General features: G+C 69.1%; 11 protein-coding genes. 7 read left to right on the plus strand and 4 right to left on the minus strand.

Going from position 1 to position 15,562, the window contains the following annotated elements:
• Nucleotides 1-6 precede the first annotated feature (6 nt).
• A complete protein-coding gene (locus BM349_RS02110; protein WP_091702016.1) occupies nucleotides 7-1,788 on the plus strand; it encodes a glycoside hydrolase family 3 protein in 1,782 nt (593 codons plus the stop codon).
• 73 nt (nucleotides 1,789-1,861) lie between these two features.
• Here BM349_RS02110 and BM349_RS02115 read toward each other — a convergent pair whose 3' ends face one another.
• Together BM349_RS02115 and BM349_RS02120 are read right to left on the minus strand one after the other, a co-directional pair.
• A complete protein-coding gene (locus BM349_RS02115; protein ID WP_091702019.1) occupies nucleotides 1,862-2,221 on the minus strand; it encodes a hypothetical protein in 360 nt (119 codons plus the stop codon).
• 102 nt (nucleotides 2,222-2,323) lie between these two features.
• A complete protein-coding gene (locus BM349_RS02120) occupies nucleotides 2,324-3,613 on the minus strand; it encodes a GNAT family N-acetyltransferase (protein ID WP_091702022.1) in 1,290 nt (429 codons plus the stop codon).
• Between the two features lie 201 nt (nucleotides 3,614-3,814).
• Between BM349_RS02120 and BM349_RS02125 the strand changes: the two genes are divergently transcribed.
• The 6 genes from BM349_RS02125 to BM349_RS02150 all read left to right on the plus strand — a co-directional run bounded on the left by BM349_RS02125 (nucleotide 3,815) and on the right by BM349_RS02150 (nucleotide 12,989).
• A complete protein-coding gene (locus BM349_RS02125; RefSeq protein WP_091702026.1) occupies nucleotides 3,815-5,920 on the plus strand; it encodes an acyl-CoA dehydrogenase family protein in 2,106 nt (701 codons plus the stop codon).
• A gap of 117 nt (nucleotides 5,921-6,037) precedes the next feature.
• A complete protein-coding gene (locus tag BM349_RS02130) occupies nucleotides 6,038-7,000 on the plus strand; it encodes an NAD(P)-dependent alcohol dehydrogenase (protein WP_091702031.1) in 963 nt (320 codons plus the stop codon).
• A gap of 30 nt (nucleotides 7,001-7,030) precedes the next feature.
• Nucleotides 7,031-7,624, plus strand: coding sequence for a DNA-3-methyladenine glycosylase I (locus tag BM349_RS02135; RefSeq protein WP_302848242.1), 594 nt, complete (start codon nucleotides 7,031-7,033; stop codon nucleotides 7,622-7,624).
• Between the two features lie 39 nt (nucleotides 7,625-7,663).
• Entirely contained in the window at nucleotides 7,664-8,269 is a 606-nt protein-coding gene (locus BM349_RS02140) for a TetR/AcrR family transcriptional regulator (RefSeq protein WP_091702034.1), read from the plus strand.
• Nucleotides 8,270-8,278: 9 nt separating this feature from the next.
• Nucleotides 8,279-10,525 (plus strand): LLM class flavin-dependent oxidoreductase, encoded by a 2,247-nt coding sequence (locus BM349_RS02145; protein WP_091702037.1) that lies wholly within the window; start codon nucleotides 8,279-8,281, stop codon nucleotides 10,523-10,525.
• A 109-nt stretch (nucleotides 10,526-10,634) separates the two neighbouring features.
• Nucleotides 10,635-12,989 carry an ATP-binding cassette domain-containing protein gene (locus BM349_RS02150; protein ID WP_091704753.1) on the plus strand — a complete coding sequence of 785 codons (2,355 nt, stop codon included), beginning with the start codon at nucleotides 10,635-10,637 and terminating at the stop codon, nucleotides 12,987-12,989.
• Between the two features lie 102 nt (nucleotides 12,990-13,091).
• On the opposite strand, the gene BM349_RS02155 is transcribed toward BM349_RS02150, so the two are convergent.
• Nucleotides 13,092-14,441 (minus strand): HNH endonuclease signature motif containing protein, encoded by a 1,350-nt coding sequence (locus tag BM349_RS02155; protein ID WP_091702040.1) that lies wholly within the window; start codon nucleotides 14,439-14,441, stop codon nucleotides 13,092-13,094.
• Nucleotides 14,438-15,421 (minus strand): NYN domain-containing protein, encoded by a 984-nt coding sequence (locus BM349_RS02160; protein ID WP_091704757.1) that lies wholly within the window; start codon nucleotides 15,419-15,421, stop codon nucleotides 14,438-14,440. Before BM349_RS02160 ends, BM349_RS02155 begins: the two co-directional genes overlap by 4 nt.
• Between the last annotated feature and the right edge of the window lie 141 nt (nucleotides 15,422-15,562).

Raw genomic sequence — 15,562 nt, forward strand, 5'->3', positions numbered from 1 at the left:
GACGTCATGAGCAATGACGCCTCCGCCACCACGACCGACGTCGACACCCGCTACCGCGACCCCGCGCTGCCCATCGACGAGCGCGTCGAGATCCTGCTGTCGCAGATGACCCTGGCCGAGAAGGCCGGGCTGTTCTTCCAGACGATGATCTCGATGGGTCCCGGCGGTGAGCTGTCCGAGGGCGACCCGGTCTTCAACCTCCCCTCGAACGCCGAATATGTCATCGGGCGGCAGATGTCGCACTTCAACCTGCTCGGCGTCGCCCCGACCGCCGGCGAGATCGCCCGCTGGCACAACAGGCTGCAGGAGCTCGCCGCGACCACGCGTCTCGGCATCCCGGTGACGATCTCGACGGACCCGCGTCACAGCTTCAGTGAGAACCCCGGCGCGGCATTCATGGCGGGCCCCTTCTCGCAGTGGCCCGAGCCGCTCGGCCTCGCCGCGACGCGCGACGCCGACCTGGTCGAGCGCTTCGGAGACATCGCCCGGCAGGAGTACACGGCGGTCGGCATCCGGGTCGCCCTGCATCCGCAGGTCGACCTCGCCACCGAGCCCCGCTGGTCGCGGGCGCTGCAGACCTTCGGCGAGGACGCCGAGCTGTCCGGCGAGCTCGGCGCGGCGTACGTGCGCGGGTTCCAGGGCGAGTCGTTCGGAGCGGGCTCGGTCTCGACGATGACCAAGCACTTCCCGGGGGGCGGCCCGCAGAAGGACGGGGAGGACCCGCACTTCGCGTACGGCCGTGAGCAGGTCTATCCCGGCGACAACTTCGAGTACCACCTGAAGCCCTTCGAGGCGATCTTCGCCGCGGGCGGCCGGCAGATCATGCCGTATTACGGCATGCCGATCGGAACGGAGCACGAGGAGGTCGGATTCGGCTTCAACAAGTCGGTGCTCACCGGCCTGCTGCGTGAGCGCTTCGGCTTCGACGGCATCGTGTGCACCGACTGGGGTCTGGTCACCGACTCCGAGATCATGGGTCAGCCCTTCCCGGCTCGCGCCTGGGGCGTCGAGCACCTCGCACCCGCCGAGCGTCTCGTGAAGATCCTGGATGCCGGAGCCGACCAGTTCGGCGGCGAGAAGTGCACCGAGCTCCTGACCGAGCTCGTCGAGGCCGGCACGATCGGCGAGGACCGGCTCGATGTCTCGGCCCGTCGCCTGCTGCGCGAGAAGTTCGCGCTCGGACTCTTCGAGAACCCCTACGTCGACGCGGAGGCGGCCGACGCCGTGGTCGGCTCACCGGAGTTCCGTGCGGCCGGCGACGCCGCTCAGCGCGCCTCGATCGCCGTGCTGAGCAGCAAGGGCGGTCTGCCGTTCGCGCCGGGCGTGAAGCTCTACGTGGAGGGCATCGCCGCGGAGGCCGCGGCGGCGTACGGCGAGGTCGTCGCCACCCCCGCTGAGGCCGACATCGCGGTCCTTCGCCTGCAGGCTCCGTTCGAGCAGCGCGCCACGATGTTCGAGAACTTCTTCCACGCGGGCTCGCTCGATTTCCTCGCCGACGTGATCGCCCACGTCGCCGAGGTGGCATCCCAGACCACGACCGTCGTCGACGTGTTCCTCGACCGGCCGGCGATCCTGGCTCCGCTCGTGGATGCCGCGAGCGCGGTCGTCGTGAACTGGGGCGTCAGCGCGGCGGCGCTCCTGGACGTCCTCTCCGGCGCTGCGCCCGCTCAGGGCAGGCTCCCGTTCGACATCCCCCGCAGCATGGCCGCGGTCGAGGCATCCCGTCCCGACGTCCCCTTCGACACCCGGGACCCGCTGTTCCGGTTCGGCCACGGCCTGACCCTGTAGGCGTTGCGGAACCGACGCGAGCGCGGCCTCCAGCTTCGACGAGGCCGCCGCTCGCGTCGGCTGGTCCGACCGGTCAGGGCACCGAGACCGAGAGCTCGTATTCCGAGCCGTCGATCGAGGTGATCTCGACGTAGGCGGGCGTGTCGCCATTGTCGTCCGCGTAGGTGCATGTCAGCTGTGTGCCGACCGAGACTTCGTACTCGCCTTCGTCGCAGAAGATCTCGAACGAGCCGTCGACCTGCTGCGACAGCGCCAGAGACGCGGTCGCGCCGATCTCGGCGCCCGACAGCAGGAGCGTCGCATCCTGGTCCTCGCCACCTTCTTCCGCAGGCTCGTCGACGGGCGCCACAGTCGGCGTGGGCGCGTCCTCGGGGGGCGAGGAGCATCCCGCGATCGTGAAGCCGCCCACGACGATCACCGCCCCTGCGAGCATGCGAAGGGTCCTCTGCACACCCCACCCCCTGATCGGATCAGTGTGCCAGAGAGCGCGCGTCTCGTACAGATGCCTCCAGGCGCATGCGCCTGGGCGAGCGGTCTAGCGCGGAGGAAAGGTCCGCAGGCGCTCGACATCGAACCGCAGCGGCAGCGCGGCCAGGTCGCGCTGACCGGATGGGTTCGGCAATTGGTATACGTCGAGCATCAGCTGGACCGGGTAGTCGATCCGCTGCGCCACCGTCTTGACCCATCGCCCGTCGATGAAGAAGCGGACGCGGTGCTCATCCCACTCGACGGCGTAGTCGTGGTACTGCGTGAGGTCTCCTTCGACGCGCACCTTCTCGAAGTCCAGCGTCAGGCGCGGGTCGCGCTGCGGCTTGACGCCGACGCCGACCCACCCCCCGGTGTCGTCGAGTTCGCTGCCGAAGATCTCGCAGATGCAGATCTCGCCGCAGTCCTCGGGGCGGTCCTCGAACCCGATCGGCCAGAGGGCCACCATCGCGTCGGGATGCCGGATGGCCCGCATCCGCACCTCGATGACGCCGAAGTGCGTGAGCCACAATCTCCGCTCGGGCTGCTCCTCGCGCACGACCAGCCCGTCACGGAACCGGTGCTGGCCGATCGGGCTGCCGACCGGCCCCGAGTACTGCCCGGTCTGCAGGTGCGACGCGCGGTTCTCGCCGTCGTACTCCGGCGACCACGGTGCCGTGTCGGCATCGATGCGCAGCGTCAGTCCGGGCTCACGCATGTCCCATCTGGCGGCGGTCGCCGCTCGCGAAGACCAGTGCGGGTTGTAATACGGCCACCACCGGGTCTCGTCGAGCGTTCCCTGATCGAAGCGCTCGTCGTGGTCGGCCGCGCGACCGGCGAGGTCCAACGGCGACATGTCGAGCACCCAGGTGTTGAACGTGAGCTGACCGCCGCGCCACGGCTCGGTGCCGGATCCGGTGTACTCGAAGCCGGCGCGCCGGCAGAGCGCATTGGAGGGCGCGTTGTCGACGCCCGGATAGGCGATCAGAAGGTCGCGGTCGCGCTCGGCGGCGAGCCGGCGGATGAGCTCCCGGAGTGCGGCGCCGGCGACGCCTCGCCCCTGCCACTCGGGGAAGACGTTCCACCCCGTCTCATAGGCGGGGACTCCATCATGATCGACGTGCCACCAGCCGATGCCGCCGGCCGGCACTCCGTCGACTTCGACGGTCCACATCCGGGCGCGATCATCCGCGCCGAGTCGGAGGTAGCGGTCGTGGCGTTCCCGAAGCTGCTCCGGCGTCTCGGGGCCGCCCAGGTGCCGGGTCATCTCGGGGGCGTTGGCGCGCTCGAGCAGCGGGAAGTCCTCGTCGCTCCAGCGGCGCAGTGCAACCTCCAACGCATCCCTCTCGTCGTCGGCCATTGTCGTCCGGCCCTCCGACACCCGCAACGCCGGTGGGCGCGACCGTCACGGGCAGTTCGCTGTCAGGAGGGTACAAGCCGCCCGGCCCGGCGTGCCGAGGCGCGTTGTGCACTTCGTCCAATTGAGTTTGTCTGCGCTTGTGGGAGTCCTACCGTCGAAGAGACTCCTCCCTCCACCGATGCTCCACCGAAAGGTGCCCCAATGGCCGACGCCGCCGTACGTTCCAAGAAGCCCGCGACCAGCAAGCGCACGCCCGCCGGAGGTGCTCCCACCGCGCCGCACACCGCGGCAGAGGCATCCGAAGCGCGCATCGACCTCGACCGGGTCACCGACATGCTGCTCGGCACATGGGCCGACACCCGCCGCGAGGCTCGCGAGATGATCAAGGACCCCGCGTTCTGGCGCGTCGACGGCCTCAGCATGGACGAGCACCGCGAACGCGTGCTGAGCCAGATGCACCTCCTCGTCGACAACGGCGGCGTGCACCGCGCGTTCCCCGCGGAGTACGGCGGCGCCGCGGACAACGGAGCGAACATCGCCGGTTTCACCGAGCTCGTCGCGGCCGACCCGAGCCTGCAGATCAAGGCGGGCGTGCAGTGGGGCCTGTTCGGCTCGGCGGTGCTGCAGTTGGGCACGAAGGAGCACCACGACAAGTGGCTCCCCGGCATCATGAGCCTGGAGATCCCCGGCGCGTTCGCGATGACCGAGACGGGTCACGGGTCGGATGTCGCCGCGATCGGCACCACGGCCACCTACGACGCGGCGACCGAGGAGTTCGTGATCCACACGCCGTTCCGCGGCGCCTGGAAGGACTACCTCGGCAACGCCGCGCTGCACGGCATCGCGGCCACCGTGTTCGCGCAGCTCATCACGGACGGCGTGAACCACGGCGTGCACTGCTTCTACGTTCCGCTGCGCGACGAGAACGGCGACTTCCTCCCCGGGATCGGCGGCCAGGACGACGGGCTCAAGGGTGGCCTGAACGGGATCGACAACGGTCGGCTGCACTTCGACCATGTGCGCGTTCCCCGCACGAACCTGCTGAACAAGTACGGTGACGTCGCGCCCGACGGTACGTACTCGAGCCACATCTCCAGCCCGGGTCGCCGCTTCTTCACGATGCTCGGAACCCTCGTCCAGGGGCGCGTGTCGCTGGACGGCGCGGCATCCTGGGCATCGGCGATCGCACTCGACATCGCGATCACCTACGCGAACCAGCGCCGTCAGTTCGACTCCGGCGCCGGAAGCGACGAGGTGGTGCTGCTGGACTACGGCAAGCACCAGCGTCGTCTGCTCACCCGTCTCGCGACGACGTACGCGTCGATCTTCGCCCACGACGAGTTCCTCCAGAAGTTCGACGCAGTCTTCAGCGGGCAGGCCGACACGGATGAAGATCGCGAAGACCTCGAGACGCTCGCGGCCGCGCTCAAGCCGCTGTCGACCTGGCATGCCCTCGACACCCTGCAGGAGGCTCGCGAGGCCTGCGGTGGGGCGGGCTTCCTGTTCGAGAACCGCCTCGTGGGCCTGCGCTCGGACCTGGACATCTACGTGACGTTCGAGGGCGACAACAACGTCCTGCTGCAGCTCGTCGGCAAGCGCCTGCTCAGCGACTTCGGCAAGCAGTTCAAGGGCAAGGACGCGAAGGCGCTCGCCGCGTACGCGCTCGGGCACACCGCCGGCAAGGTGTTCCACGGCGCAGGACTTCGCCAGCTGGGGCAGACGGTGACCGACTTCGGATCGACCGCTCGTGCGATCGAGCGCGGGCTCCGTGCCGATCAGCAGCACGAGCTGCTCGCCGGCCGTGTGCAGCAGATGGTCACCGACGTCGCGACGCGCCTGCGTCCGGCATCCGGTCTGTCGCCCGCCGATGCGGCCGCCCTCTTCAACGCGAACCAGTCCGAGCTCATCGAGGCCGCTCGCGCGCACGGCGAGCTGCTGCAGTGGGAGGCGTTCACGGATGCCGTCAACGCCGTCGAGCACGCCGGCACGAAGCACGTCCTCACCTGGCTGCGCGACCTGTTCGGCCTCGGGCTGATCGAGAAGCACCTCGCGTGGTACCTGATCAACGGGCGTCTCTCGTCCCAGCGCGCGGGCGCCGTGTCGTCGTACATCGATCGCCTGTGCCTGCGGCTGCGGCCGCACGCGCAGGACCTCGTGGACGCATTCGGCTACGCGCCGGAGCACCTGCGGGCCCCGATCGCCTCCGGCGCCGAACAGGCCCGCCAGGATGAGGCGCGCGACTACTATCGCGTGCTCGCCGAGTCGGGCGGGGCGCCGATCTCCGAGAAGGTCGCGAACAAGCGGTAGTCCCCCGACGCAGTCTCACAGGTGAAGCCTCATGAGGGGGCATGTAAAGGATTCTTGACATTTGAATCCACAGCGCGCTACTGTCGATGTCAAGGATTCTTTACATCAGGAGGCATCATGCGCGCTGTCGTCAACCGTCGTTACGGCGGACCCGAGGTCGTCGAATTGGCCGACATGCCCGACCCCATCCCGCGGGCGGGCGACATCGTGGTGCGTGTGGAGGCGACCGACCTCACCGCCGCGGACGCCGCCCTGCGGTCCGGGTCGCCGTTCGCCGCGCGCCTGTTCGCGGGACTCACGAGGCCGCGGCTCGCAGTGCTCGGCGCCGACTTCGCCGGCACCGTCGCCGCGGTCGGCGACGGTGTGACGCGCTTCTCGGTGGGCGACGCGGTGTGGGGCGCGACCGGGGCGGCCATGGGTGCGCACGCCGAGCTCGTCGTCGTGCCGCAGGAAGGCGCAGTGGCGCTGCGCCCGGCGAGCCTGACGGCGACGGAGGCGGCATCCCTCGTCGATGCGACTGCGCTCGCGTTCCTTCGCGACACCGCTGCGCTCAAGGCGGGCGAACGGATCCTCATCAACGGGGCCTCGGGGGCCGTGGGCACGGCCGCCGTGCAGCTCGCCGTCGACATGGGCGCGGAGGTGACCGCGGTCTGCAGTGCCGAACGACTCGATCTCGTCCGCGAACTCGGCGCGTCGCACGCATTCGACTACCGCGCGGTGGACGTGACTGCGCTGCCCGAGCGGTTTGACGTCGTCTTCGATGTCGTGGGCAACATGGGGTACCGCCGGGCTTGCCGCATCCTCACGCCGACCGGTCGGTACCTGATCACCGTGCCGACGGCGGGCGCCTTGGGCTGGCACCTCCTTACGCTCGGCTCACGCGGTCGGCGATCCCGGATCGCGTTCACCGGACTCCGCAAGGCGTCCGTCGTGCGCGGCGATCTCGAAGCCACCGGCGCGCTGGTCGCGTCGGGCCGCATCCGAGCGGTCGTCGACGAGGTGTACCCGTTCGCGCGGGGCCGCGATGCGCACGCGCATGTGGCGCGTGGCAAGGCGGGCCACGTCATCCTCACGCCGTGATGCGGTGTCGACGGCGGCGCCTATCCTGACGTGGTGACCTCTGATGTGCGGATCGGCCCCGACGGCGTCGCCCGCTGCGCGTGGGTCGGCGACGACGCCGAGTACCTGCGATATCACGACGAGGAGTGGGGCCGACCGCTGCACGGTGACAGGGCCCTGTTCGAGAAGATGGCACTCGAAGGATTTCAAGCCGGGCTCTCGTGGATCACGATCCTCCGGAAGCGACCCCGGTTCCGCGAGGTCTTCGACGCGTTCGATCCGGCCACGGTCGCCGCGTACGGAGATGAGGACATCGAGCGGCTGATGGGGGATGCGGGCATCATCCGCAACCGCTCGAAGATCGAGGCGACGATCTCCAACGCCGCGCTGGTGCTCGAGATGGCGGACGGCGAGCTGGACGCCTTCATGTGGTCATTCGCGCCGCCGTCGTGGCCGCGGCCCGGCTCGTTCGCCGACGTGCCCGCAGTGACCGAGGAGTCGGTGGCCATGAGCAAGGCGCTGCGGAAGCGGGGCTTCCGATTCGTCGGACCCACCACCATGTACGCGCTCATGCAGTCCGCGGGGATGGTGGACGACCACGTCGCGGGCTGCTGGCGCGCGCAGCCCCGCGAGCACGACTCGTAGAAACGGATACTTCATCCGTTTCTACGGTATGCTCGACGCATGAGTCCTCGAGCCGATGCCGTGCGCAGCCGCGAGCGCATCCTCGACGAGGCCCGTCGCCACGATGTGCGCGCGCTTCGGCTCAACGACATCGCTCGCGACGCGGGGGTCGGCATCGGCACGGTGTACCGGCACTTTCCAACGGTTCGCACGCTGATCGAAGCGCTCAGCGTCGACTCGCTCGCGCGGCTCAGTGAGGCGGCCGAGGCCTCCGCCACCGAGCAGGACGCAGAACGGGCGTTTCGCGGATTCCTCTCGGATGCCCTCTCCCTCCAGCTCGCGGATGCCGGCCTGGAGTCCGTCCTGACCGATCTCGCGCGCACCGACCCGGTCGTCCACAGTGAGTGCGCAGCCGCGCGAGCGAAGGTCTTCGACGGCTACGGGTCAGTGCTCGCCCGTGCCCAGCGCGACGGCGTCGCTCGCCCGGACATCTCCGCTGCACAGCTGCAGCGACTCGTGTGCGGCATCGAGCACGCGGTGCGTCTCGGCACTCCGGCGGACCGCGAGATGCTCCTCGACATCCTCCTCGCCGGCATCCGCCCCGCATCGCGCACACCTGCGGCCGTCGCGACGGCCGCCCCGAGCCCCGTCGTCGCGGCGGGCTGAAAGGACCCCGTGGACTACGGACACCAGCTCGCATTCGGCGCATTCATCACCCCGACCTCGGCGAACCCGCAGAACCCGGTGCTGCTGTCGCAGGTCGCCGAGGCATCGGGCCTCGATCTCGTCACGTTCCAGGACCACCCCTATCAGCCGGCGTTCCTCGACACCTGGACGCTCATGACGTTCGTCGCGGCACGGACCGACCGCATCCGGATCGCGCCCAACGTGCTGAACGTGCCGCTGCGCCCACCGGCCGTGATCGCGCGTTCGGCGGCCAGCCTCGACCTGCTCTCCGGAGGCCGCTTCGATCTCGGCCTGGGCGCCGGCGGATTCTGGGATGCCATCGAGGCCATGGGAGGCAGGCGGCTCACGCCGGGACAGGCCGTCACGGCGCTCGAGGAGGCGATCGACGTCATCCGGATGCTGTGGGACACGAGCCAGAAGCGCGGCGCGTTCACGGACGGCGGCATCCACCGGGTCCACGGCGCGAAGCGCGGCCCGCGCCCGGCACACGACATCCCGCTGTGGATCGGTGCGTACAAGCCGCGGATGCTGTCGCTCACCGGGCGCAAGGGAGACGGGTGGCTGCCCTCGCTCGGCTACATGAAACCGGGAGACCTGTCCCGGGGCAACGCGGCCATCGACGAGGCGGCCGGATCAGTGGGCCGTGACCCGCGCGAGATCCGCAGGCTCCTGAATGTGGGCGCGCTCGCCGCCGACCCTGCGGAGTTCGCGGAGCGCATCGCGACCCTGGCCCTGGAGGACGGCATCTCCACGTTCATCCTCGCCGGCGACGACCCGAACGGACTGCGATCGTTTGGCGCGGAGGTGGCCCCGGCCGTCCGCGAGATCATCGCACGCGAGCGCGCGGAGCGCGGCACGGCCGTGGCGCCGCTCCGCTCGGCGGCGTCGCTCGCGGCGCGGAGGGGCGGCATCGACTACGCAGGTGTGCCCGACGGGCTCCGCGCGATCGAGCCCGGCGACTTCGAGTACGCGGATGTCCGCGCCACGTACATGCGCGGCGGAGCTCCCGGCATCGTGCTGCAGCCCGATTCGCCCGCGCAGGTCGCCGAAGCGGTCGCGTATGCGCGGCGGCATCCGCAGCTGCCCCTCGCCGTGCGCAGCGGCGGCCACGGCATCAGCGGCCGGAGCACGAACGACGGCGGGATCGTGATCGATCTGCGACTGCTGAACGAGATCGAGGTGCTCGACGAGGACCGTCGGCTCGTGCGCATCGGTCCGGGCGCGCGGTGGATGGAAGTCGCCCAGGTGCTCGGCGAGCGCGGCTGGGCGCTCAGTTCCGGCGACTACGGCGGCGTGGGCGTCGGGGGACTCGCGACCGCCGGCGGAATCGGCTTCCTCGCCCGCGAGCACGGCCTGACGATCGATCATCTGCGCGCGGTCGAGATCGTGCTCGCCAACGGCTCGATCGTGCGCGCCGACTCGTCCGCGCGCCCCGACCTGTTCTGGGCCGTCCGTGGCGCCGGGGCGAACGTGGGCATCGTGACGGCGTTCGAGTTCGAAGTCGACGAGGTCGGGGAGATCGGCTGGGCGCAGCTCGCGTTCCAGGTCGACGACGTCCCCGGGTTCCTCGAAGGCTACGGTCGCGTGATGGAATCGGCGCCCCGCGACCTCACCGCCTTCCTGCTGATGGGTGCGGCACGCCCAGGCGAACCGCAGATCGCTCAGCTGTACGGAGTCGTGGACTCCGCCGACCCCGATACGATCATCGCCCGCCTCCAGCCCTTCGCCGAGCTCGCGCCGATCGTCCAGCAGTCCGTGCAGCTCACGACCTACGCACGGGTCATGGCCAACGCCGACCTCGGCCCGCAGCACGGTGCCGGTGAACCGCACTCGCGCTCCGCGCTGGTCGCGCACGTCACGCCGGCGTTCGCCCGCGCGGCCGAGCGGATGCTGGCATCCGGCGCCTCGTCCTTCTTCCAGCTCCGCGCGGTGGGCGGAGCGGTGGCGGACGTCGCCGAGGATGCCACGGCGTACGCGCACCGGACGGCGAACTTCTCGGTCGTCGCGATCGGCGCCGACGCGGCGCGGCTGGATGCCGCCTGGCGCTCGCTCGCCGCGCACACGGCGGGGATGTATCTCAGCTTCGACAGTTCGCTGCGGCCCGAGCGGATCGCGGAGGCGTTCCCGCCCGCGACCCTCGCGCGGCTCCGCGCGATCAAGGCGGCGGTGGATCCGACGGGCGTGTTCACCGACAACTTCGCGGTCGAGCCGGCGGCTGAGACCGAGGTCGCCTGACGCATCCGGCTGCGCCGGCCCTGCACTGAGCATGGACGAGCAGGATCGAGGAAGCAGGCTGTCCGCAGTCGTGGGCACAATGGAGGGTCGCATCGATCGAGAGGACCCCATGACCGAGGCATCCGGCACCCACATCGCCGATTCGCACGAGATGATCCGCGTGGTCGGCGCCCGCGAGAACAACCTGAAGAACGTCAGCGTCGACATCCCGAAGCGCAGGCTCACGGTCTTCACCGGGGTCAGCGGGTCGGGCAAGTCCTCGCTCGTCTTCGCGACGATCGCGAACGAGTCGCAGCGACTCATCAACGAGACCTACCCCACGTTCGTGCAGCAGTTCATGGGCCAGCTCAACCGCCCCGAGGTGGACGCGCTCGAGAACGTCAGCCCGGCGATCATCGTCGACCAGGAGCGGATGGGCGCGAACTCCCGGTCGACCGTCGGGACGGCCACCGATGCGCAGGCGATGCTCCGCATCCTCTTCAGCCGGCTGGGTCAGCCGCACGTCGGATCCCCGCAGGCCTTCTCGTTCAACATCCCGTCGGTATCGGGTGCCGGCGCTGTCACGTTCGAGAAGGGCGGGAAGAAGGTCAAGGAGCGCCGCTCGTTCGAGATCACCGGCGGCATGTGCCCTCGCTGCGAGGGGCTCGGCGAGGCGAGCGACGTCGACCTCGACGAGCTGTTCGACAGCTCGCTGTCGCTGGCCGGCGGTGCGATCAAGATCCCCGGCTACAACGTCGACGGCTGGATGGTCCGCGGCTTCACCGAGTCGGGCTTCGTGGACCCCGCCAAGCCGATCAAGGACTATTCCGACCAGGAGCGCGAGGACTTCCTGTACAAGGAGCCCACCAAGGTCAAGATCCAGAACATCAACATGACCTACGAGGGACTCATCCCGAAGATCACGAAGAGCTTCCTCCAGAAGGATCGCGACTCGCTGCAGCCGCACATCCGCGCCTTCGTCGACCGCGCCGTCAAGTTCACGGCGTGCCCGGACTGCAAGGGGACGCGGCTGAACGAAGGTGCGCGCTCCTCGAAGATCAAGGGCGTGAACATCGCGGATGCCGCCGCCATGCAGATCACCGATCTGGCCGACTGGCTCGCCACGATCGACGATCCCGAGGTCGCGCCGCTCATGCAGGGTCTCCGCGCGACGATCGACTCGTTCGTCGACATCGGACTCGGCTACCTGTCGCTCGACCGGTCCTCGGGCACGCTGTCCGGCGGCGAGGCGCAGCGAACGAAGATGATCCGGCACCTCGGATCGGCGCTCACCGACATCAGCTACGTCTTCGACGAGCCGACGGCGGGACTGCACCCGCACGACATCCAGCGCATGAACGCGCTCCTGAAGCTCCTGCGCGACAAGGGCAACACTGTGCTGGTCGTCGAGCACAAGCCCGAGGTGATCGAGATCGCCGACCACGTCGTCGACCTCGGCCCCGGCGCCGGCCGCGCGGGCGGCGACATCCAGTACACGGGAGACGTCGCCGGGCTGCGGACCTCCGGAACGATCACCGGGCGGCACCTCGACGACCGGGCGAAGCTCAAGCAGTCCACCCGCACGGCGAAGGGCGCCCTCGAGATCCGCGGGGCGACGCAGCACAACCTCAAGAACGTCGACGTCGACGTCCCGCTCGGGATCCTGACCGTCGTCACGGGCGTGGCCGGCTCGGGCAAGTCGTCGCTGATCCACGGGAACGTCCCCGCGTTCGACGACGTCGTCGTTGTCGACCAGGCCCCCATCAAGGGGTCGCGCCGCAGCAGCCCGGCGACCTACACAGGGATCCTCGATGCGATCCGCGCTGCATTCGCGAAGGCGAACGGCGTGAAGCCGTCCCTGTTCAGCGCCAACTCCGAGGGAGCGTGCCCCGCCTGCCGTGGGCTGGGCGTGATCATCACGACACTCGGGTTCACCCAGACCGTCGAGACGCTCTGCGAGCTGTGCCAGGGCACGGGATTCAGCGATGAGGTGCTCGAATACACGCTCGACGGCAAGAACATCGCCGAAGTGCTCGGCATGTCGGCCTCCGAAGCGGCCGACTTCATCACCAAGGGACCGGCTCACACCACCCTGCTGCGGATGATCGACGTCGGCCTCGGGTACATCACGCTCGGGCAGGCGCTGAACACCCTCTCGGGTGGCGAGCGGCAGAGGCTCAAGCTCGCGATCTCGATGGCGAAGAAGGGTGCGATCTACGTGCTCGACGAGCCGACGACCGGCCTGCATCTGGCCGATGTGGACAACATGCTCGCGATGCTCGACCGGCTCGTCGAGGCCGGCAACTCGGTCATCGTGATCGAGCACCACCAGGCGGTGATGGCGCACGCCGACTGGATCATCGACCTCGGTCCTGGCGCCGGCCACGACGGCGGGGTGATCGTATTCGAGGGCACGCCGGCCGATCTGATCGCCGAGGCCGGCACCCTCACTGCGAAGCACCTCAAGGAGTACGTCGGCGCCTGAGCCAGGTACGAGGGTCGTCGGCAGTACTGGGCGCTGAACGTCTGCAGTGGCGCTTATCGGCCGGATCCGGTGAGTCAGGGTCACTCCGGCGTGCTCCTCGGGTCAGGCGGCGTAGTCGTATCTGGCTCGTCCGCCGAGTCTGGGGGTGCGTGCGGGGTCGACGTGCGGGGGTGGGATGAACCAGACTTTCGCGCGAATGCCGACGCCGTCGATGCGGATGTCCCACTTGTTGTCGTGGATGCGGTGGTGACAGGACTCGCAGAGCAGGATGCCGTTGTTCAGGTCGGTGGGTCCGGCGTCTCTGGCCCACCATCGGATGTGGTGGACCTTGGTGTGTCCGGGTGGTGCCCCGCACATGGCGCAGCCGCCGTCGCGTTCGACCAGCGCGAGCCGCTGCATGGTCGTGTAGAGGCGGCGTGTTCGCCCCCAGTCGAGGATCTGGGAGGCTCCGCCGAGGACGCAGGAGATGATCTGCCCGCCGGCGGCCATCCGCCGGGCTGTCGAGATTGAGACCGGGGTGGTGATCCCATCGACGGTGGCGTACCCGGTGCCGTCGACCAGGTCCTCGTGGTCGATCCGCACCACGACCGTCGCGCCGGCCAGGGGTAGATCGGTGTCCGCGCAGCCGAGCGCGTGTTCGCAGAGCCGGACGAGCGCGTCGGCTTGCATCTGCACCACGGATCGGCGCGGAACGTCCAGGTCGGCGGTGCCGTCCCGTTGCGCATCCTTGGTGGCGCGCATCTGGTCGGAGACGAGCGCTTCGATCGCGGTCTTCACCGGTGCGGCGTGTTCCGGGGTGAGCCGGCCGGACAGCTCGAACATCCCGTCCACCTCCCGCATCGTGAACCGTTCCAGGCCGCGCCTCTCATCCTCGCGTGGACCGACGCCGTCCGGGTCCAGCCACGCCTCCGCCCGGACCAGCACCCGGTTCAGGTGATCCATCGTCAACCCGGGCGCCTGTTCGACCAGCGTCCGCTCCGCCGCATCCACAGCCTCAACCCCGGCGCGGAACGCGACCCGGTCCAGCACGGCGATGATCGCCCCCGCGGCCCGCTCGGTGAGTGTCGCCTTCGCCAACGCCTCCGCCACATGCGGGTGCCGTGCCGGCGCGGTCTCCCCGGATAGCAACCGGCGCGGCGCGGTCGCTTCCCCGACTCTCACGAGCCGTGCCGCATCGCCGGTGGTGGTTCCGCCGGTAGCCGCGATCAGCGCGGTCGGGTTCCGGTATCCCTGTGTCTTCGCCAACCCCTCTGACCCGAGCTCGGGGCGGGACCGGCGGGCGATCTCCGCCGCCAACACCGTCTGATCCGCGTCGAGCATCCGCCGCATCCGGCAATACCGCTCATGCACCGCGATCAGATCACTGTCACCCAGCGACCCCGCATCCGCGCCCGACCAGACCGACCGCACCGCATCGACCTCCGCGGGAAGCAGATCAAGCGTCCTGGTCATAGAACAAATGTACTAATGACTTCCGACATCGCTAGGAGCGATTCACCGTCCCGACGGAGGGCTGTCGTTCTCGTCAGACTCACCGCGCAATGACGGTCGAAGGCGCACAAGGTGCCCGTTGTCGTGTGCTCGACTTCAGCGATGTCGCCGTGCGCCTCAAGGAAGCTGGAGAACCGGCGAAAGCCGAGGGTCTTCTCATTGAAGAGGGGATCCATCCGCTGCATGAACGACTTGATGAATGCTGCCGTCATCCAGTCGGCATCGGACCTCTCATGTCCATATCGAAGCGCTCGCTCGAGAAGCATCCCGGCGTCCGCAGGCCGCAGATCGGGCTCTTGCAGCTGCGGCGCATCCATGTCCTGGTCCGCACGTGCGGCACTCGGGCGGAAGTCTTCAGGCGACTCGTCCGCGACCCTTTCGGGCTCGGTCAGTCCCGGAACAGAGTCAATCGGGTGATACTCGTCGCACGCGCGAGCCAAATAGATGCTGGTGGGTCCTCCGGTGCCGATGCCCACCACGTGCTTCCCCAGCCGACGGCACCGCTGTGCGAGGGGCGCAAAGTCTGAGTCGGCCGACACGAACACGACGTGAGTCAGGTGATCCTGACGCACGACGTCTTCGACGGCGTCGATGGCAAGACGGATGTCGGCCGCGTTCTTCCGGTTCGATACTCGGAACATCTGGACGAGCTCCACTGCATGCAGCCCGAAGTCTTGGCCGTATCCGGCCATGAAGGGCGATGTCCAGTCGGCGTAGGCGCGCTTCAGCGTCACGGTGCCGAACGATGCGGCGAAGTCGATGAAGGGGGCGACTTCGACCCGCGCGGTGGCGATGCGATCCATGATCGCTTCAACGGGAGGCCGGCCATCCTTGGTCGCCTCCCAGTCGCGGGTCGTATGGGCCTGTCCGTGGACTTTGCGGTACCGGCTCAGGACCACGTTCTCGAAGTCGAAATACAGCGCCACTCTCTCGGATGTCATGGCCAACTTTGGCATGCTCGGGACGGCGTGCATGCAGTGCAGTCGGCTACCGGGCTCGGTTGGTCGCCGCCGTCGTGCCTCGCTCGCAGTCGAGTGCGTGTCGATCACCCGGACCTCCGATCGATGGCGCCAGCTGCAGAC

Source organism: Microbacterium sp. cf046, from assembly GCF_900114345.1.
Taxonomy (GTDB): domain Bacteria; phylum Actinomycetota; class Actinomycetes; order Actinomycetales; family Microbacteriaceae; genus Microbacterium.